We start from the raw sequence: 20,957 nt of genomic DNA on the forward strand, positions 1-20,957 counted from the left end.
TAACAGTCTTATGTATACCAATCCGTGATACCCAATTGTAGAATTTTAATGATGAATTGAACCTTGGGTCTTAAATGATAAATCAGCCATCAAATAAGTAGAATATGGTCCAGGGGAAATCTCTTTTATTTTGTGCTTTACGCTTTAAACATTACATTTAAATAGCCATATCAACCACTTTAAACCAATATCATAAAAACCTCAGTACACACAATTCTACTTGTGTGCTTTTCGATTGTTTCGTTAAAAGCGCAAAACTCTGTAATCGATAGTCTACAGGGTATTTATCCAAGTGCCCAAAGTGATTCTGCCCGAGTTAAGATTTTAAAAGATATTTCTTGGCAATACCTCAACCATCGAAGCAGCGCCGAATTGGCAAAAAAACATATTGACAGCTTCAATTACATAAGCGAAAGAGCAAATTTACCTTGGGGCATTTCATTAGCTAACTATCAGTATGCCGTATTGGAAAGACAAAAGGGCAACTATGCTGAAGCATTACGTTTTATTGACACGTATCTTGACTTCCATCAAACGAAAAAGGAATCCTTTGCCTTGGCCAATGGTCTATATCAAAAAGCCGTCATATTAGATGATCTGGGCAATTTTGATAAAAGTCTGGAAATCTATTATTCAATTCTCAAAATTTATGAAGAACTGGATGATTCATTTAGTGTAGCCACTACCCTGAATGCAATGGGAGAAATCTTAAAGAACAATGGCAAAATGCTAGATGCCATGGATTCCTATAACCGGGCTCTTAAACTCTTCACTGAAATTGGTGATAAAACCGAAATTGCCAATTGCCTTTTTAACATTGGTGACACCCATATGCAAATGGAACAGTATGATCTGGCTCTGGAATATTTGGGTCGTGCATTGGCTCTAGATCAGGAGACACAGAGCGATTGGGGCATGGCATATGACTACGAAGCGCTTGGAAAAGTATATGGTTTTCAGGAAAAATTTGCAGATGCCTTAGAATACCATAATCAGGCGCTTGTGTTGCGCGAAAAACTTGGGTTAAAACGCGAACTGGCCTTGAGCCATTCACAGATTGGGGTTATTAATCTCAAATTAAAGCAATTTGCAAGAGCAGAAAGGAGCCTTAACAATGCCATTGAGATTGCAGAGGAAATAAAAGCCAAAGCCGTACTTAAAGATAATTATGCTGCGCTTTCACAACTCTACGAGCAAACCGGAGATTATCAGAGATCATTGGAATTCAAAAACAAATTCATTGAGGCAAAGGATAGCTTGTTCAATGAATCCAAATTCAAGCAGGTCGAAGAGTTGCAGGTTCGTTTTGAAACTGAAAAAAAACAAAGTGCCATCGCTGCCCTAGAAAAGGATGCTGAAATTACCGGGCTTCGGCTTGAACAGCAAACCACCATTCGCAATATTATCATTGGTGCGGCATTGGTCATTTTGCTGTTTGCTTACTTCGCCTTCAACAGATATCGACACAACCAAAGAGCAAGACATGCCGATGAAGAAAAGAAAAGAATGCTCGCTGAAGAACGAAAACGAACCGAAATTGAAAAACAACGTGTAGTTGAGCTTGAAAAGATAGATAAACTTAAAGATGAATTTCTCGCCAATACCTCCCACGAATTACGAACACCATTGGTAGGTATCATCGGATTGACAGAATCTCTAAAAGATGGGATAGCAGGAAAGCTTCCGAAAGCTGCCATGGAAAATTTGGACATGATTGCCAATAGCGGCATGCGACTTTCCCATCTTGTTAATGACATCTTGGACTTTTCAAAACTTAAGAATAAAGACATTGAACTCTCCATCCGTCCGGTGGATATTCATGCGCTATCCACGATTGTAATGCGCCTATCAAATCCCTTGGTCCAGGATAAAAAATTGAAGCTCATCAATTCAATCCCAAAAGATGTTCCTCTGGTAGATGCTGACGAAAATAGATTGCAGCAAATCATGCATAACTTAATCGGGAATGCTATAAAGTTTACTCAAAAGGGTTATGTAACCTTGTTATCAGAAGTTAAGAACAATATGTTGAGCATTTCTGTTACGGATACAGGTATCGGAATCCCAGAAGGCAAATTTGAAACCATTTTTAACTCATTTGAACAAGCCGATGGTTCTACACAAAGAGAATATGGTGGTACAGGACTTGGTCTTTCAGTGACCAAACAATTGGTCGAACTGCATGGAGGCTCCATTGTGGTGACTTCTGAAAAGGGAAAAGGTTCTATTTTTTCATTTACGCTTCCCTTGAGCAAAACTGATCGCAAAGACTTTGAATCCAAAGGGTTTGTCTCAACAGATTTTGTACAATCTCGGTCAACACCTCAAAAAGATTTGCCATTACCCGGAGTATCCAAGAAACATGGTCAAGAAATACCCAAAATTTTGATTGTGGACGATGAGCCGGTCAACAGAAGGGTGCTTGAAAATCATTTAACGGTTGCAGGTTACGAAATTACCGAAGTCAGTTCTGGGAAAGAAGCCTTAAAGGAATTGGATAGCGAGAATTTATACAATCTGGTATTGCTTGATGTTATGATGCCTGGAATTTCTGGTTATGAAGTTTGTGAGAAAATCAGAGAAAAATATATCGCTAGTGAGCTTCCTGTAATTTTACTGACAGCCAAAAATACCGTAAACGAATTGGTAGTTGGTTTCAATGCAGGTGCCAACGATTATTTGACCAAACCGATTTCCAAGAATGAGTTATTAAGCCGAATCAAAACGCACATCAATTTAAATACCATCCACAGGGCCACTTCTAGATTTGTTCCTTCGGAATTTGTCCAATCCGTAGGCAAGCAATCCATCACAGATGTGAGGTTGGGTGACCACATTGAAAAAAATGTCACCGTATTGTTTTCTGATATACGAGATTACACAACGCTTGCGGAAAGCATGACTCCTGAACAAAATTTCAAATTTGTGAACGCCTATGTGGGTCGTATGGGTCCAATTATCAAGGAAAACCATGGTTTTGTAAATCAATACTTGGGCGATGGAATCATGGCGCTATTTACGCATACTTCAGAAAGTGCTTTGGATGCAGCTATTGAAATGCAACGGACCTTAGCTCTCTATAATAAAAGACGAATCAAGGAAAAAGGGTATGTCCCAATTTCCGTTGGTATGGGACTTCATACCGGCCAGTTAATTATGGGTATTATTGGTGATACCCAAAGAAATGACCCTGCTGTAATATCCGATACGGTAAATAGTGCTTCGCGGGTTGAAGGTGTGACCAAACATTTTGGTGCTAACATCATAATAAGTGAAGACACCCTAAATTCCATGACAGATTCGGATGGTTTTAATTTTAGATTCTTGGGTAAAGTAAGGGTGAAAGGAAAGCAAAAAGCCATCGGCATTTACGAATGCATTGATGGTGATAGCGTAGAAAGTATTACCCTAAAATTGGAAACAAAACCAGATTATGACAAAGGCGTTGATCTATATTTTAATCAAAAATTTACAGAAGCTCTTACCGTCTTTGAAAAAATCTTACTGAAGAACCCTAAAGATACCATCACCCAATATTTTATTTCAAAAGCTAACAAATACCTGTCGGAAGGTGTGCCGGAAAACTGGCTTTCGATGACCGTTATGCACGAAAAATAAACTTTCTATTCCCTTGGAAAAGCTATGGACTTTGTCAAAAACAAACATATGCTCAATTTGATATATAGTCACTGACCAACTTTTCCGATAGTTTTCTTTCTACACCGGTATTGAAGGTTGCGCAACCCATAATTTCGCGCCACTTATAATTTGAATACCGTTGGTTGATATTAGATTGAGCTTGTTCAATAATCTCAGTAAAGGTGTCCATTTCCTTTTCAAAAAGAATTCCAAATCGTTTTTCCATTCTAAAGTATTCCGAAATAGGAAGGGTTGGGCCTTCTGAGTCTAGTTGCAAAGAGTTTAATCCTTTAGCTCTTCGGGACGGATCATTTCTATACAACAACCACTGTCCTGCTGCAACGGCAGCTTTGTGGTACTGCGAAGGATTTTTCATATCAATCCCATGAGCAGGGCTATGACAATACGCTATGATTAAGGATGGTCCATCATGTTTTTCTGCTTCAATAAATGCCTTTAAAGTCTGCTCTCGATCAGCTCCAATAGCTACTGATGCAACGTACACATCATCATAGTTCATTGCTAAAAAGCCTAAATCTTTCTTTTGTTTTTGTTTTCCCTTGGCGGCAAACTTGGCGGAGGCACCAAAAGGTGTTGCCTTGGACATCTGTCCTCCAGTATTGGAATACACCTCATTGTCTAACACCAAAATATTTACATTCTTACCAGAGGCCAATACATGGTCAAGTCCACCGTAACCAATATCATAAGCCCATCCATCTCCCCCAACTATCCATACACTTTTTTTCACCAAACTGTCGAGGTTTTGCTTTAAATTCACAGCTTCTGATGAGTTCAAAGAACCCAGTAGTGTATTCAACTTTTCAATACGAGTTCTTTGCAAAGCAATTTCGGCTTCAGTGTTTTGTTTCGCTTTTACAATGCTCTCAACCAATTCGGCGTCAAGATGATGCTTCATTTTCTTTAGTAAGTTTCTGGTCTGAGCTTCCTGCTGATCTAGCGATAGTCGAAAACCTAAACCGAATTCCGCATTATCTTCAAACAGTGAATTGGACCATGCAGGACCCCTTCCCATTTGGTCATTAGACCATGGTGTGGTTGGTAAGGCTCCGCCAAAAATGGAGCTTGCTCCGGTTGCATTGGCAATTACCATTCTATCTCCGAACAATTGTGATGCTAGTTTTAGGTAAGGGGCCTCTCCACAACCATCAACACCCATGGCATATTTAAAAAGAGGTTCTTGCAATTGTTGCTGACTTATTTGAGTAACATCAATTTTTGTTCTGTCAAACTCAGGAATGGTTTCAAAAAAATCCCAGTTCTCTTTTTCCTGCTCAATTTTCTCTTGGTTATTAGACATTATCAACGCTTTGGCAGGACAGGCATCTACGCAGTTGTTACATGAAGTACAGTGGTCAGGGTTAACTTGAATGGTATAATTAAGTAAATCAAAGCCATCCATATGCGTTGCAAATTCAACAGATTGGAAGTGTTTAGGTGCTTGGCCACTATAGTCATCGGCATATGCTTTTATCCGCAACGTCCCTTGTGGACAGGCCATGCTGCAAGCACCGCATTGCGTGCATAAATCCGTATCCCAAATCGGCAATTCTGAGATCACATCCCTTACATTGAATCTTGATGTATTACTTTGATATGTTCCATCCGAAGGCAATGCACTTACAGGAATTTCATTTCCTTTTTGCGCCAACAATTGCCCCAATAGCGTTTTTGAAAAAGTATCATCTTGCTCCAAAGGCGTTTCCGATGAAAATATTGAAGTATCAACTTTTACAATATGTTTTTTAACGAATTCCAAGTCAGCATTGTCCCATAGTTTGTTAGTCAATGCCAAATGACAAACATGGAACATTGAGATTGAATGTTCTCCTATGTCCATGAATCTGGGTAATTCTTTCAAATTCACCACGAACAACTCCAAATTTTTGGCTTGTATGCTTGTTTGCAGTCCATAAGAAAGTTTCTTCCAGAATTGGTCCGGTGTCAGTTCCGAATTCACCAAAATCTTCCCATGAAGTTTGATGTTTTCCAATACAGAATGTTCATCTAAAAATGATATGGAATCACATACCATAAAATCCGCTTCAGAAATCAAATACGGTGCTTTGATTTTATTTGGTGCCAATCGTAAATGTGCGACACTTTTTGAGTTTGACTTTTTATAATCACATTCGATATAACCTTGAACAAAAATGTCTGATTCACTACCGCACAACCTCAAATACCTACTGAAATGTTTACTGGTCTGCTCAGTTTTTGTCTGGTAAAACGCTGTTTGCTGATATTGATTGTCAATTCGAAATTCTTTGTCATATTTCAGGCTGGTGTGGGTCACATCATCTTCAATTCCTATGGTGAAGTTGTTCTTTGGTGTTGTCGATTGCATATTATCCACGACAGCTTTAACCATTGCAGGTGTGAACTCTTTGGAACTCAACCCATAACGTCCACCAACAACTTTGGGAAGTTTTTCAAATTTATCCGCAGCCTGAAATAAGGCTTGAACCACATCCAAATAAAGTGGTTCTCCTGCCGCCCCTGGCTCCTTGGTTCGGTCCAATACCGCAATGTTCTTACAGGTTGATGGTATGATATTCACCAAATGCTCAATGCTAAACGGTCGAAACAACCTTACCTTGATCAAACCAATACGTTCACCATTGGCATTGAATTTTTTGATGGTCTCCTCTATAGTTTCCGTAGCTGATGCCATAGCAACGATAATATGCTCTGCATCCGGGTGACCTATATAATCGAAGAGTTTATATTGTCTTCCCGTCAGTTCAAAAAACTTGTCCATATGATTCTGAACAATTACCGGGCAGTTGTTGTAATATGAATTTACTGCTTCCCTACTCTGAAAAAATACATCTGCTCCTTGTGAAGTACCTCTAATAACAGGTGTGTTTGGGTTAAGGGCTCTTTTTCTGTGAGCGCTAATAAGTTTTTCATCGACCATGGTTCTTATGGCCTGATCGGTAACCACTTCTATTTTGTTTGATTCGTGAGAAGTTCTAAAACCGTCAAAAAAATGTACAAATGGAATTCTGGATTCCAATGAAGCGGTTTGTGAAATCAATGCCATGTCCATGACTTCCTGTACCGAGGAAGATCCTAAAAAGGCATAACCAGTGCTTCGTACCGCCATAATATCGCTGTGGTCTCCGAAAACGGACAAAGCATGGGTTGCAATAGATCTTGTAGCTACATGAATAACGTTGGGCGTCAGTTCGCCAGCTATTTTATACATGTTTGGCATCATCAACAAAAGCCCCTGGGAAGCTGTGAAAGTAGTTGATAAGGCTCCGGTTTGTAATGCTCCGTGCATTGCTCCGGCAACACCGACTTCGCTCTGCATTTCAAATACTTCAGGAACATTACCAAAAATATTTTCTTGTTGCTCAGCACTCCACTCCTCAACCAATTCTGACATTTCAGATGCAGGTGTGATGGGATAAATAGCACACACCTCATTAAGTTTGTAGGCAATATGGGCTGCGGCCTGGTTGCCATTTAATATGTTGTGCTGCTGAGTTTTCATTTTTGGAGGTTTGGAAAATTGAAGGAAGGAAAGAAGGAATAAGCCGCCCTATATAGGGCGGCTTATTTCAAGTTTTACTTTTCGAACTCTATGGAAACTGGAGTTGGATTAGTAAGCATGTCAAATACTGGAGAGAATTGCGATAAAGCTCTCAATTGTTCATCAGAAGCATCAGATTTTACTTTGAACTTCACCTTGATTCCGTCGTACCCTTTTCTTACTTCAGGATCCAAACCAAGGAAACCGTGTAAATCAACACCACCTTCCAAAGAGGCTTCCATACCCTCAATGTCGATTCCATTAGCAGCAGCATGGTATACCATTGCTCCAGTTAAGCAAGAACCTAAGGCATGCAATACAATCTCTCCCGGATTAGGTGCCAAATCTTTACCTAAAAGGGGCTCCACATGGTCAGCTTCCATAGTGAAAGCATCTTTACTTCTTTCCGTGTGCTCAGCACCAACACCATACCAGTCTTTGATACTTGTTACACAGTGACCGCCGTCTATCCAGTTGGTTTTAGCTCTAAATTCAAATTTTGCCAAAGAAGGATCTTCTTGCACGTGATTGATGGTGTCTACCAGTTGATCTACGTTTACTCCGTTTTTAATGTTTGCTGTTGTAATCATTGTTTTAATTTTTAAAAGATTAATTTTTCGTTTTGCCTTTATTAATGCAGTTGGCGTGCCAAAAAACATAACTATTTAAAAATCAATGATTTACATAGTATTTTGAGTGAATTCAGAGTGACGATATTTCGTAATTTAACGAAATGTCGTAAGTGTATTTATGAAATTTCGTGAATTATACAGGACGAACGATGCCAAGTGCCTTAATCTTGGAAGTTAAGGTAGTAGGGCGCAGTTGTAGAAGGGCCGCTGCACCATTTTCCCCGGATATTTTCCATTGGGTTTGCCGCAAAGCCTTTAAAATATTCTCTTTTTCTATCTCAACCATTTCTTTTGAAGTAAGAATACGGTTCGATTCAGTACTTTCTTCTGTAGAGCCACCCGAAGGGGTAAGCGGAATTATGGATTGCCAGTTCACTTTACCGTTTGTAGAAACAATGATTGCGCGTTCAATCAAGTTTTGAAGCTCCCTAACATTCCCTGGCCAATCGTATTCCATGAACAATTGTTTCTGATCTTTGGATAAAGGCTCAATGTATTTGTTCATTTTTTTAGAAAACTGTTTTACCATTCTATCCGCAATTAAGCAAACATCATCTCCCCTATCCTTTAATGCAGGTACAACTATTGGAAATACATTCAATCGGTAATACAAATCTTCCCTAAATTTTCCGGTTTTTGAAAATTCCAACAAATCCCTATGGGTGGCAGCTATAATCCGAACATCAACCTTTAGCGTTTCTGAGCTTCCAACGGGGTCAAACTCTCCTTCCTGAATTATACGGAGTAGCTTAGGTTGTAAATCCAAGGGAAGTTCCCCAATCTCATCCAAAAATATTGTTCCTTTATCCGCCAATAAAAACCTTCCTTTTCTGCTGGTTGTAGCTCCGGTAAATGCCCCTTTTTCATGACCGAACAACTCGCTTTCAATTAAATTCGCCGGAATTGCACCACAATTGATTCGTATTAAAGGTTTTTCACTTCTATCACTTGCATTATGAATTGCCCTGGCCACCAGTTCTTTTCCCGTTCCTGTTTCTCCCTGAATCAAAACTGTAGCCTCTGTACTTGCAACCTGTTCAACCAAATCCAATACTTTGGCCATGGTTCGGTCTTGAGCAATTATTCCGTAATCGTTTGTCAACTGTTTTATTTCTTCCTCCAAATATTTGGTCTGGTTTGTAAGTGAACTGATTTTTCGCTCCGCCAAAACCCTATCATTAATATTTCTTAGAATTAAAGTGTAAAACATATCATTTCCTGTGCCGTAGGTACTTATAGTACCTTCATTCAGGGTTTCTGTTTCGTTGGAACCTATTACCTTTACTTCTGATGGGAGATAGGTGTTCATTCCATCATTTTTACCATCCTGATGTGACCTAACCAAGGTCTCCAATATATCTGCACTTTCTTCATCCAAAAAGAAAAGCACATTACGTTTTATTACATCTTCGTTTTCCAAAATGGCATTTGCCGAAGTGTTGGCCAATACAATTTTAAAGTTGGTGTCAAACATAATGATGGCATCCATTGCTCCATCTATCAAGCCCATCATCTTCGAATTGGACAATTCGATTTGCTTTTTTGAAACCGCTAAACTTTCTTGAATAATATCAAGTTCTCGATGCCTTCTAATCAAAACGGATAGAACGCCTTTTGTGAAACCTCTGTCCACAGCGATAAGGTCAACAAACGATTTAGGTTGAATTTTGAGCACTGATGTATCCTTCAAGGCCGTAACAGAAGCTGACCTTGGTTCTTCATCTATTAAGGCATATTCACCGAAACAATCCTTTGGAACCAAGGTACTATACAAATGGTTTTGGTCATGCACCTTTACTTCGCCGTCCAATATGACATACATACCATCTCCAATGGCTCCCTTTTCGATAATACAATCATTTTTATCGTATTCCTCCGTTTGGGCATCCTTGCACAATTGTAGTAGTGAAGTCTTATCTACTTCGGAAAAAAAAGGGACCTTTTTTAGAAAATCCACTAGATTATTTAGTTCGGTATGGGCCATTGCCAACTTTTGGTAATTCAGTAGAAAATAAATATAAAGATTTGGAAATTAATCGACATACCTTTCTAGAAAGAGTTATGCCGTAAGGTGTTCACAATATTTTGGTCTTTTTCATATCAATCATAAATATAATTGATGGTTTTTTATATTTTTATTTCTCAAACCTATGATTAATGACCATAACCCAATTACAATATGTTTTGGCAGTCGCTGAATACAAAAATTTCACTCTTGCTGCAGAAAAAAGTTTTGTCACCCAACCCACACTTAGCATGCAGGTGCAAAAGCTTGAGGATGAATTGGACATTCTAATCTTTGATCGGAGCAAAAAGCCCATATCCATTACCGAAGTAGGAAAAAAAATTGTAGCCCAGGCCAAAAACATAGTGGCCGAGGCAGAACGTATCAAAGATATTGTGGATCAGGACAAAGGGTACATTGGGGGCGATTACACTATAGGGATTATTCCAACGGTGATGCCAACATTGTTACCCATGTTTTTGGGCGCTTTTATTAAAAAATATCCGAAAGTGAACCTGATCATCAAAGAGCAACCCACCGATGCCTTGATTAGAAATATTTTGGACGGACATTTAGATGCCGGTATAGCGGCAACTCCGCTCGAAATTGAGTTCATTAAAGAACGGCCACTTTATTATGAACCTTTCGTGGGGTATGTTCCGGAAAATCATAGGCTGTCCCCAAAGGAACAGCTCATTACGGAAGACTTGCAGGTTGGTGATATCTTGTTGCTTCAGGATGGGCATTGTTTTAGGGACGGGGTTATTAATCTTTGTCAGTCTCCGCGAAACATGAATCAAGAGCATTTTAAAATTGAAAGTGGAAGCTTCGAAACCTTGGTGAGCCTGTCAGATGAAGGTATGGGAATGACATTATTGCCCTATTTGAACACCTTAGAACTTGACCAGAAGAAAAAACGACATTTAAAAGAGTTTAAAAAACCATCGCCGGCGCGGGAAATAAGTCTTATTTACCATAAAAGCGAACTCAAAATACAGATCACAGAAGCATTAAAAGAGGTAATCTCCAGTATTGTGAGGGGAGCGATTGCATTTCAGGATGTTGAAATAATAAGCCCTCTTGGAAAAAACTAACGGGAACTTTTAAAAAAAAAGCCGCATCAGCGGCTTTCTTTAATTTTTTATTAATAACAAAGTGGGTTGTAATTCTGGTTTGTCAATTATAAATTGTTGCAACCAGATTTTAAGTTCTTCGATTTCATTTGGTAATAACCTTGAAACGGCTTTCTTCAATTCTTTGGTAAAGAGTTTAGCATCAAAACTAACTTTTTGAAGCACAGTTTTGGTGTAATCTAACATTGCTCTCGGCATAGAAATTTGATTATTTTGAATTAAAGGTTGTACAGCAAATTACGAAAAATCGACCTGTGTTTCACCAAAATGGGGTTAAAAATTCAATAATTTCGTGTTAAATTCGACAAACTACAAAATGTACCTAACCTATAATCAAGCAGTTAAGAATCTAACACTCATAATGTTAGGAGGATTTTTCTTTCTTTTTGGTTGTTCTTCTTCCCGCCTTTCCAAATTTGACAAAGAGTTAAGTGGAGACACTTTTCAAAATTCCTTCCATGGAGTTCTCGTGCAGGATGCCAAAACCAATAAAGTTTTATACAGTACCCATAGTGATAGGTATTTTATTCCTGCAAGCAACACGAAAATTGTTACGCTCTTTGCAGGTCTAAAACTCATTCCAGAACGCTTTCCTACCTTAAAATATGCTACAAAAAATGATTCGATTTATATTATCCCCACTGGAGACCCTTCCTGGTTGCATCCATATTTTAAGGATAGTACGGCCATTGATTTTTTAAGGCAAAAAAAGAACATTGCCATTTACCTCAACAATTTTAATGAAGGTAGATTTGGGCCTGGATGGGCTTGGGAGGATTATCCCTATTACTATTCTGCTGAGCGGAGCTCACTTCCCATTTATGGGAATGTGGTTTCTATATCAAATATTGATGGATTAGAAGCATCCCCCCTATTTTTTTTGGATAGCACCTACATAAAGGATTCCGTCACAAGTAGAAATGAATTTGACAATCAATTCTTCATAAGTTCAAAACAAAGGGATACTATTCAGGTTCCCTTTATTGTGCATAAAAAACTGACCCAAGATCTACTAGAGTCCGCTTTGCAAAAAGAGATTACGCTACTCGAAAACGTCCCGGAAATGCCAAATAAGGTGCTCTATGGAATTTCTTCGGATTCAATATATAAACGAATGATGCATGAAAGCGACAACTTTCTTGCGGAACAGATTCTGATGACGGCTTCTTCTACACTTTCCGATACGTTGAGTATTTCAAGGACTATAGATACCATTCTGGAAAATGAGCTTTCTTTTTTAGAACATCCGCCACGGTGGGTTGATGGTTCGGGATTGTCTAGATACAATTTGTTCACCCCAAAGTCCTTCGTGCAAATTTTGCAAAAGTTACATCAAGAGATGGGTACAACGCGATTATTCACGCTATTTCCAAATTGGGATGCTTCTGGAACTGTTTCAGCATGGGAAAACCCAACGACAGAACACTTTATTTTTGCTAAATCGGGTTCATTTGGAAACACTTATAACCTAAGTGGTTACCTAAAAACGAAATCCGGAAAGGTTTTGATTTTCAGTTTTATGAACAATCATTTTCAAATTCCAAGTCGGGATGTCCGACTTCAGATGTACTCCATACTTAAATCGATTCACGAGAAGCACTAATTTTCTCCGTATTTGCCAATTTTCCAAACTTGGTCAATATAGTCTTGAGTTTTGGTGAAATATAGGTTTCACAAAAAGGTTTTTCTGGGTTCTCATAATAGTAGTTATGAAAACGTTCTTCTGAAGGCCTAAATTGATGGAAGTATTCTACCTTAGTTATAATCTGATTTTCAAAATTCGGATTTAGGGCTATCAAAATATTTGATGCGTTTTCAAAATCCTCCTTAGAGTACACATAAATTGCTGAACGATATTTATGTCTAAATGAATGCTCGGAGGTGCTCTTATGGGTATGCAGGTGTACCTCAATCAAATCTTTCATAGAAATTATTGCCGTGTCATACGTAATAACCACTGCTTCTGAAAATGATGCGTCCAAAGCGTGAGGAGATACAAAACCCTGTTCAACTTGGTCGACTCCATTTAAGGATAAAAAAACGGCTTCGGTGCACCAATGACATCCACCTCCCATAGCAATTTTTGCAAAACTCATATGGTATTGGTCGTAAAAACCCTAATCGAATAACTTGTTTATTAAGGCGAATTGTAATAACATAATTGTTTTGGCATCTCGAATTTCTCCGCTATTCATCATTTTAATGGATTCTGTAAAGGGCATTTCCAAAACTTCAATATTTTCAGTTTCCTCAGCAGCTCCACCTCCTTCACTCACCCTCATGTCTTCTTGATAATGGCCAATAAAAAAATACAAGATTTCAGTAACTGACCCTGGGGACATATATGATTCAAATACCTTTACGACTTTATCAATCTTATACCCCGTCTCTTCCTCAACTTCCATTTTGATGGTCTCTTCAGCGTTTCCTTTTTCCAATATTCCAGCGCACGCCTCAATCATCATTCCGTCCCCATTACCATTTAAATAGGTAGGCATTCGAAATTGTCTCGTCAGCACAACAGTTTCCTTTTCTTTATTATAAAGTAAAATAACAGCCCCATTGCCACGGTCATAGGCCTCTCTAGCTTGTTCTTCCCATTCCCCATCTTCTCTTTGGTATTCAAAGGAGACTTTGTTCAGGGAATACCAATTATCCGACAGTAGTTCTTTTCTAATGTTTCTAACGTTTCCGTATTTCATGGTTTATGGTTACTGGTTGATTAAAAAATCGGGTTCGTTTAAATGTCAACTGCTGATAAACTGATTATACCGATGCCGCATTGTTCAAATATTGCCTAAATGGAAGCATTTCCAAATAAACTAGTTTAATCTTTTCCTTAAAATCGGGTTGAAAGACTTCTTTCTTGTCCAATTGGCATTCCACCCCAAAAGTCTTGTTACGAAGTAAGTGAATATGTGGGTGGTCATTGGTGAACCCCTTAGGAGCATTGGTCAATTTTTCATCTTCATAGAGTCCACCAAAGCGTTTTATAAAAGAAGGTTTGTTCAGAATTTCTTGTAACTCTTCGCCATTGTAATCGATACCCTCACGAATGCTACGTAAGATTTTAGGTTCGGGGCGCCAGAAACCACCCGCCAACAGGCATTGTTTTAAACCTATTTCAATATAAAAGTCAGCTGATTTTGGGGCCTTGTCCAAACCAGCTCCAAAATGGTCTTTGTAAATAGGTTTGTTTGGATGGAACATCAGGTTGTTATTAATTCTGTTGATACCCCTTTTACCTGGTGTTGGGTAATAATCCTCATGCAGATTGGCCATAGTCAAGTCCAAATCATCCAACCACAGAATAAATTCCTGTCGAAGTGTCTTATACAACTTTCGATTGGCATCCATCCATTCTTTGTTGTTGTTTTTTTGAAGTTGTGAAAGAAAGTCGAAAAGCTCGTTAAAGTTCATGCTACGAACTTAACAAAAACACCTCTAAAGTCTCCTCAAGAGGATATTTTTTGCATTTAGCACCTGTACTTTTGCCTTAGAATTTATTATCTCCCATGGCGATGTCACCCAAAGTTCCCAAAATGCTGCCCTCTCCTTTATCCTTGCCTCCTCTTGGAGCAGCTGCCAATACTCGGCCTGCCAATCGACTAAAGGGTAATGACTGCACATATACGGTTCCTGGTCCACGAAGTGTTGCAAAAAAGAGTCCTTCACCACCAAATACCGTGTTCTTTATTCCACCTACAAACTCAATATCGTAGTCAACGGTTTGGGAAAAACCGACGATACAACCTGTATCCACTTTTAAAACTTCACCAGGTCCCAATTCCTTTTTTGCCATGGTTCCTCCAGCATGGACAAAAGCCAGCCCGTCTCCTTCTAATTTTTGCATGATAAAGCCTTCACCTCCGAACAAACCTCGTCCTAGGCGTTTAGAAAATTCGATACCAACAGATACTCCTTTGGCAGCGCATAAAAAAGCATCTTTTTGACAAATAAACTTTCCTCCTTTTTCAGAAAGGTCAATAGGTAGTATTTTACCAGGATAAGGCGATGCGAAGCTCGCCTTCTTTTTTCCTTGTCCTACATTAAGGAAAGCGGTCATAAATAAACTCTCACCTGTTAGCAGACGTTTACCTGCTGAGAATAATTTTCCCAAAACACCGGAATCTTGGCCAGAGCCATCGCCAAAAATGGTATCCATTTTAATATCGGTGTCCATCATCATAAAGCTGCCGGCTTCGGCCACAACAGCTTCCTGAGGGTCGAGCTCGATCTCCACATATTGCATCTCTTCCCCGTAAATTTTATAGTCTATTTCGTGTGCGTTCATAAAAGTCTTTGATTTGATTGATTTTGTAGCTTTAATTAATATTAGTACATCTTGTTAGTATCCATTTATATGGGTTTTGTTACAGTCAATTTGTAAAAGAAACTTTATATATGATTTTCATTGGTTTTTTCGATCAAGGTTTTCAAAAGAAAATGGAATTCCTTTAATTTCATGAATTTTGAAACTATGGGAATCGGTTCATCCAAATACTCAAGATGTATGTTTACGGACAGGACAGAATCTGATGTATCTATGCCGAAGTCCTTTATATCCCCATAGTTGATTTCGATTCCGAAAAGGGAAACGCTGGTTTCCTCCAAAATAATCTTATTGTCTTTCAGCCGGTAATACTTGGAAAAGGAATATATCAGATAAGCAGACCATCCTATTAGAGCAATGACTGCTATCGTACATACTTGGTTAATCCATACTTCTTTTATGGTCAATACACCCAGTCTATAGATTACAAATGCACCATATAGTTGGCTTATCCCTATAAAAAGTAAGCTATAAAGCGGTTTGATTTTAATTGTTTTAATCAGATCTGCCATTATCATTTACTATCTTTCCAGTTCTTTTGTTATAAGAATTCTATGGTTGCTTTTTTTGTATTGCTGCTTGTTTTCATTTGGGGATATAAGTTGATGAAAATCACACTGAATTCAAAAGATTTAACAGCATTTGCCAAAGAATTTGATGAACTTTCCAAGAAATACAAATTTTCAGATATTGGGAAATCTGAACATTATAAGGCAGAAGCAAAAAATTACCGGGTACTCAATAAAAAAACAACTATATCAAGTTTGATTTGGTTTTTTATTGAAGTAGGTAGTATAGTAATCCTTTATTTGGTGTTTGTACAGAAGTACTTTTAGTCTAACCGGCTCTAGTTTTTTGATGATACTTGTCAGGAGATTGAGTTAGGTTCTGTTTCAAAATTCAACATAAAAAAAGCGGTCAAATTTGACCGCTTTTTTTGTTATACCTGTATGAGGTTATGCCTTTGCTGTATAGTTAAGAGTTATCCTCTACAGCTGCATCAGGGGCATTCTTTTTTACCGATGCAATACCATTTTCCATGGCTGAAGTGGATGTATACATTTCACTCTTACCAATAACCTGTCCATTAGAAGCTTTTAGGTTGAAGTAAGGGCTACCGTCTTTAGCCGTTTTACGCTCAAAACGATCATCGCTCTGAGAGTTGGTCTTTACGGATTCGATACCATTTTCACATGCAGCTTTGCTATTGTACTGTTCACTGGTTAGAATCACCTGACCATTTCCAGCCTTAAGATTGAACATTGTTTTGCCAGAATTAGTGGTTTTAATTTCAAATTTTCCCATGTGTGTTTAGTTTTCTATTTAATTACTGTTAATGGTGAAATTACTAAAAAATAGTAATTCCCCTAAGATATGAAGTTTACGTCTTATTTGGCAAAGGTTTTAAAAAAAAATAATGACAATTCACTCACTGCTAGTAAAGGATTACTTAATTCTTACCGTCCATTCAAAATTAAAGGTAGAGACTGCAACCCCGTCCTGGTTTACACCTGTGGATTTCATCCAAAAGGTTTGCCCCTCCCCTGTTTCAATCGTTTTTTGAATGGCCTCATTGATCAAATGACCATCTTCACAAGTAAAGGTTATTCTTCCTAGAGCTTTTTTAGTAAATGTAGCATTGTTATTTGCCACGAGCATTGATATTCTTTTGCCGCTATTTTTGATTTGGGTGATGACCATTGCCCCCGTACTTAGCTCTGCTGCCATGCCCTGAACCGCCCAAAACATGGAATTAAATGGGTTCTGATTAAACCATCTATGTTTTACCGTTGTCACTGCTTTTTGAGCATCTATATGTCTTAATCGAACTCCACACCACCAAGCAGCAGGGAGTTTAAAAAAGGTGAATGTATTGAATTTACTGGGTTTGATAGCCATAATGGGTTTTTATCTTTGCTAAAAATACCTAAAATAATTACATTTTTAGAATGTTAAATAAATGTTAATATTTAGTACTTTGTTTTGCATAGTACCATCTTTTGGATATATATTTGCATGGTAAGCTAATAGGTTAACCCTTTTTGCAGTTAAAAATCATCAATTAAAAATGGCAACAACAGTAACCAAACACGAAAGAAATTTGTCTGCGATCATACACGCATCAACCTTTTCAAAATACTTTATTCCTTTTGGGAATTTTATTCTACCGTTGATATTATGGACCGCAAATAAAAAAGAATATCAATTTGTGGATCATAACGGAAAGCAGGCGCTCAATTTTCAAATTAGCCTATTGTTATACTCCATAGTTGTTGGAATAATAAGTGTTCCTTTTTTTGTTGGCTTTTTACCCGATTTGTTTGACTGGGGCTTTTTTAATTTTCACAAGCTAAGCGACCTGAACAATTTGAACATTCACATTAGTAGCGATGATTTCAGGTTTGGACGCTTTTTCTGGCCAGTCGGCATTTCAGGATTGCTTCAGTTTGCACTGGTGGTAATTAACATAGTGTACACCATATTGGCCACAATAAAAACCAATGAAGGGGAAACCTTTAAGTATCCATTCACAATCAAATTCATCAAATAAAATACCTAACGGAGTTTAATCATCAATCAAAAAACGAAGTAGCATCAATCAATCATCAATCAATCAATCAAAAAACCGTTTCCACTCCCCTGCTCATCACAGGGGAGCAAAGGGAAACAAAAACGAACAGTTAATTAAATAGAACTATGCAATTATGAATATAGAAAACACAAAAGCACAAATGCGCAAAGGGGTTCTCGAGTATTGCATTCTTTCCATATTAAAGGATAAGGATAAATACGCCTCAGAGATTCTTGGAGCCCTAAAAGACGCAAAGATGCTTGTAGTGGAAGGTACCATTTACCCTCTGCTTACTAGGCTAAAGAACGCTGGATTACTCAATTACCGTTGGGAAGAGTCCACTTCTGGCCCACCGCGAAAATATTATGCACTTACCGAAACGGGGCGTTTATTCTTAAATGAACTCAACGGCACCTGGGATGAACTAAGAAGCGCAGTTAATCTGGTAACCAACACAAAATAAATCAAGAAATGAACAAGACAGTAAATATAAATTTAGCGAACACGCTCTTCCATATAGACGATATTGCTTTTAACAAGCTTAAACGCTATTTGGAATCCTTAAAACGATCATTTGCCGGCACTCCGGGCAGCGATGAAATCATTGCAGATATCGAAGCTAGGATAGCAGAACTCTTTTTGGAAAAAATGGAGAACGAGCGACAGGTGATTACAGAAAAAGAAGTTGACGAGGTAATCAACGTCATGGGGCAACCAGAAGATTATATGGTTGACGAGGATATCTTCGAAGACGAACCCAGAACGACTCAAACCCGCACCACAAGAAGGTCTAAAAAGTTATACCGCGACATGGACCACAAGTACATTGGCGGCGTAAGTGCAGGGTTAGAACATTATTTAGGACTGGATGCTCTTTGGATTCGATTAATCTTTATCCTATTGGCAGTATTCACCGGTTTCGGACTTATCGCTTACATCCTACTTTGGATTTTAGTGCCCGAAGCTGCAACCACCTCCCAAAAATTGGATATGTCGGGAGAGCCCGTCAACATCAGCAATATAGAACGTAAAGTAAAAGAGGGGTTTGATGATGTTGCAGACAGTATTAAAAGTGTTGACTACGAAAAAGTGGGCAACAAGGTAAAAAGCGGCTCCAAGACCTTTTTTGACACCATTGGTGAAATTATCATGTTCTTATTCAAAATATTTGGCAAGTTCATTGGAATTCTTTTGATCATAATCGGTGCAGCAAGTCTTATTGGCATATTCGTTGCGATGTTCACGGTTGGTCTGTTCGATGCTGTGCATTTCCCTGGTGTTGATTTCTACGAAATTGTAAATACCACAGGAGCACCCGTTTGGCTAGTGTCCATACTTTTATTCTTTGCATTGGGAATTCCATTTTTCTTCCTGCTATACCTAGGTCTGAAAATTTTGGTGACCAACTTGAAATCGATTGGAAATATTGCAAAGTTCTCACTCCTTGGGCTATGGTTGATTTCCAATGGGATTTTGTTTGCACTTGGTGTAAGACAAGCAGCTGAGTTTGCCAATGTGGGTAGCGTTAATGTTAAAGATCAAATTGTGATGGCAAATCAATCAGATACCTTGACCATTAAAATGAAAGATTCTGAATACGATTATGGGATGGAAAACATTCATTTTGGAAGAATGACCTACACCTACGATGACAATGATAATCGACTGCTTATCTCGGATGATGTGGATATCAAGATTAGAAAGTCAGATGATGGTCATGTAAAGCTCAACATCCGTAAAGATTCTCATGGAAACACTTCTGCCGCAGCCCGCGAGAGAGCAAAGCAAATAAACTATTATTATGAACTTACTCCTAATGAAGTTATTCTTGACGAATTTTTGACAACTGCCCCGTCAAACAAAGCACGGAATCAAGAGGTAACTACAACCATTTATATTCCAGAAGGAAAGGTAGTATCCTTTGAAGAATCTACAGAAAGTTACATTGGTAGAGGTATACGAAATGACAGAGACCTTTACAGAAGTGGAATCGTCGAATATACTTGGGCAATGGGAGAAGATGGAGAACTGAAATGTCTAGATTGTCCGGAAGAATTGAAATCAGAAGAAAGAGATGAAAGAGAAGGACGTGATAGGGTTATCATTGACAAAAATGGTATCAACATCGATGTCGAAGATGGAGCGGACAGTTTCAAAATGAAAATTGATGAAGATGGGATTGAAATAAAATCAGAAGATAATAACAACTGAGCAACGTATTTCGACAGTTCAGAAACCTATACTATATAAAAAACAATTTAAACACGAATTTTAATCAATCATTAAAACAACAATCATGACAACACTAGCAAGAATAGCAATCGCATTTATTTTGGCCATATTCGCCTCCTCCTGTATTATGGATGTCAATTTTGGCAACGGTAAAAAAGGAAATGGTGAAATAGTGGAGGAAAGCCGAAAGGTTACGGAGGATTTCACTGTAGTTTCTGCTTCCGAAGGTCTAGATGTATTTGTGACACAAGACACGGAGTTTAAAATTTCAGTTGAAGCTGATGAAAATATCATCGACCTTATCGGAACTGATATCAAAGATGGAAAACTACGTATCCACGCCATCGAAAACATTGGAAGAGCGACCAAGAAGATATATGTAACTCTTCCTGAGGTAACCGCTCTTAAATGCTCTAGCGGGGCTGACCTTATAGTACAAAATGTTATTGAGGCAGAAAAAATTGAACTTGATGCCAGCAGTGGTTCTAATCTTCAAGTGGAACTTACCGCCTCTGAAATATCTGCAGATGCCAGCAGCGGAGCCAGTATTAAGGTTTCAGGTAAAACCGATATGCTTTATGCCGATGCCAGTAGCGGTGCGGATATTAGAGCTCGTGAGCTGGATACCAAAAAATGTAATGCTGATGCCAGCAGTGGAGCCGATATTTCCGTTAATGTTTCGGACTCCTTGATTGCTGATGCAAGTAGTGGAGCTGACATTCGCTATTCTGGAGAAGCAAGCGTAGAAACAAAAAAGTCGGTTTCTGGAAGCGTTCATAAATACTAGACTAAATAATCAATATATCCCTTTAGGGAAATTAAAAGACCTGGCAACCCCAGGTCTTTTTT

General features: G+C 38.4%; 19 protein-coding genes. 8 read left to right on the plus strand and 11 right to left on the minus strand.

Translation table 11 applies throughout. From position 1 onward, the window contains the following. Nucleotides 1–222 precede the first annotated feature (222 nt). A complete protein-coding gene (locus tag ACOKFG_RS13980) occupies nt 223–3,618 on the plus strand; it encodes a tetratricopeptide repeat protein (RefSeq protein ID WP_298790616.1) in 3,396 nt (1,131 codons plus the stop codon). 52 nt (nt 3,619–3,670) lie between these two features. Here the strand turns inward: ACOKFG_RS13980 and ACOKFG_RS13985 are convergent, their stop codons facing one another. The 3 genes from ACOKFG_RS13985 to ACOKFG_RS13995 all read right to left on the minus strand — a co-directional run bounded on the left by ACOKFG_RS13985 (nt 3,671) and on the right by ACOKFG_RS13995 (nt 9,817). Beyond that, nucleotides 3,671–7,162, minus strand: a complete 3,492-nt coding sequence (locus tag ACOKFG_RS13985) for a 4Fe-4S binding protein (RefSeq protein ID WP_422861483.1) — start codon at nt 7,160–7,162, stop codon at nt 3,671–3,673. Nucleotides 7,163–7,236: 74 nt separating this feature from the next. Beyond that, a complete protein-coding gene (locus ACOKFG_RS13990; protein WP_299174211.1) occupies nt 7,237–7,791 on the minus strand; it encodes an OsmC family protein in 555 nt (184 codons plus the stop codon). Nucleotides 7,792–7,966: 175 nt separating this feature from the next. Next, complete coding sequence (locus tag ACOKFG_RS13995) at nt 7,967–9,817, minus strand: sigma 54-interacting transcriptional regulator (RefSeq protein ID WP_299485886.1); 1,851 nt, start codon at nt 9,815–9,817, stop codon at nt 7,967–7,969. Between the two features lie 173 nt (nt 9,818–9,990). Between ACOKFG_RS13995 and ACOKFG_RS14000 the strand changes: the two genes are divergently transcribed. Next, entirely contained in the window at nt 9,991–10,932 is a 942-nt protein-coding gene (locus ACOKFG_RS14000) for a LysR substrate-binding domain-containing protein (RefSeq protein WP_299485888.1), read from the plus strand. A 39-nt stretch (nt 10,933–10,971) separates the two neighbouring features. Here the strand turns inward: ACOKFG_RS14000 and ACOKFG_RS14005 are convergent, their stop codons facing one another. Then, nucleotides 10,972–11,169, minus strand: a complete 198-nt coding sequence (locus tag ACOKFG_RS14005; RefSeq protein ID WP_298790626.1) for a hypothetical protein — start codon at nt 11,167–11,169, stop codon at nt 10,972–10,974. 118 nt (nt 11,170–11,287) lie between these two features. On the opposite strand from ACOKFG_RS14005, the gene ACOKFG_RS14010 reads away from it, so the two are divergent. Beyond that, on the plus strand, nt 11,288–12,574 hold the full coding sequence (locus tag ACOKFG_RS14010) for a D-alanyl-D-alanine carboxypeptidase (protein ID WP_299485890.1): 1,287 nt from the start codon (nt 11,288–11,290) through the stop codon (nt 12,572–12,574). On the opposite strand, the gene ACOKFG_RS14015 is transcribed toward ACOKFG_RS14010, so the two are convergent. From ACOKFG_RS14015 to ACOKFG_RS14035, 5 genes are all read right to left on the minus strand, one after another. Next, nucleotides 12,549–13,067, minus strand: coding sequence for a peptide-methionine (S)-S-oxide reductase (locus tag ACOKFG_RS14015; RefSeq protein WP_298790631.1), 519 nt, complete (start codon nt 13,065–13,067; stop codon nt 12,549–12,551). The genes ACOKFG_RS14010 and ACOKFG_RS14015 overlap by 26 nt on opposite strands. Nucleotides 13,068–13,088: 21 nt before the next feature. Further along, on the minus strand, nt 13,089–13,673 hold the full coding sequence (locus ACOKFG_RS14020; protein ID WP_298790634.1) for an NUDIX domain-containing protein: 585 nt from the start codon (nt 13,671–13,673) through the stop codon (nt 13,089–13,091). Between the two features lie 64 nt (nt 13,674–13,737). Continuing rightward, nucleotides 13,738–14,391, minus strand: a complete 654-nt coding sequence (locus tag ACOKFG_RS14025; protein ID WP_298790636.1) for a DUF2461 domain-containing protein — start codon at nt 14,389–14,391, stop codon at nt 13,738–13,740. Nucleotides 14,392–14,467: 76 nt separating this feature from the next. Further along, nucleotides 14,468–15,265: a TIGR00266 family protein gene (locus ACOKFG_RS14030; protein ID WP_298790638.1), complete on the minus strand. Its 798-nt coding sequence runs from the start codon at nt 15,263–15,265 to the stop codon at nt 14,468–14,470. A 104-nt stretch (nt 15,266–15,369) separates the two neighbouring features. Beyond that, nucleotides 15,370–15,816 carry a hypothetical protein gene (locus ACOKFG_RS14035; protein WP_298790640.1) on the minus strand — a complete coding sequence of 149 codons (447 nt, stop codon included), beginning with the start codon at nt 15,814–15,816 and terminating at the stop codon, nt 15,370–15,372. Between the two features lie 93 nt (nt 15,817–15,909). On the opposite strand from ACOKFG_RS14035, the gene ACOKFG_RS14040 reads away from it, so the two are divergent. Further along, entirely contained in the window at nt 15,910–16,140 is a 231-nt protein-coding gene (locus ACOKFG_RS14040; RefSeq protein WP_298790642.1) for a hypothetical protein, read from the plus strand. A 139-nt stretch (nt 16,141–16,279) separates the two neighbouring features. Here ACOKFG_RS14040 and ACOKFG_RS14045 read toward each other — a convergent pair whose 3' ends face one another. Together ACOKFG_RS14045 and ACOKFG_RS14050 are read right to left on the minus strand one after the other, a co-directional pair. Then, nucleotides 16,280–16,609: a YegP family protein gene (locus tag ACOKFG_RS14045; RefSeq protein WP_298790644.1), complete on the minus strand. Its 330-nt coding sequence runs from the start codon at nt 16,607–16,609 to the stop codon at nt 16,280–16,282. A gap of 141 nt (nt 16,610–16,750) precedes the next feature. Then, nucleotides 16,751–17,203 (minus strand): DUF4442 domain-containing protein, encoded by a 453-nt coding sequence (locus tag ACOKFG_RS14050; RefSeq protein WP_298790646.1) that lies wholly within the window; start codon nt 17,201–17,203, stop codon nt 16,751–16,753. A 169-nt stretch (nt 17,204–17,372) separates the two neighbouring features. Here ACOKFG_RS14050 and ACOKFG_RS14055 point away from each other — a divergent pair, with 169 nt between their 5' ends. From ACOKFG_RS14055 to ACOKFG_RS14070, 4 genes are all read left to right on the plus strand, one after another. Beyond that, complete coding sequence (locus tag ACOKFG_RS14055; protein ID WP_298790648.1) at nt 17,373–17,855, plus strand: DUF4870 domain-containing protein; 483 nt, start codon at nt 17,373–17,375, stop codon at nt 17,853–17,855. Between the two features lie 154 nt (nt 17,856–18,009). Then, entirely contained in the window at nt 18,010–18,339 is a 330-nt protein-coding gene (locus tag ACOKFG_RS14060; RefSeq protein WP_298790649.1) for a PadR family transcriptional regulator, read from the plus strand. Between the two features lie 8 nt (nt 18,340–18,347). Next, nucleotides 18,348–20,087, plus strand: a complete 1,740-nt coding sequence (locus tag ACOKFG_RS14065) for a PspC domain-containing protein (RefSeq protein ID WP_422861484.1) — start codon at nt 18,348–18,350, stop codon at nt 20,085–20,087. A gap of 85 nt (nt 20,088–20,172) precedes the next feature. After that, complete coding sequence (locus ACOKFG_RS14070; protein ID WP_422861485.1) at nt 20,173–20,895, plus strand: head GIN domain-containing protein; 723 nt, start codon at nt 20,173–20,175, stop codon at nt 20,893–20,895. The last annotated feature ends 62 nt before the right edge of the window (nt 20,896–20,957 follow it).

It is taken from the genome of Flagellimonas rhodophyticola (assembly GCF_049332665.1).
GTDB lineage: Bacteria > Bacteroidota > Bacteroidia > Flavobacteriales > Flavobacteriaceae > Flagellimonas.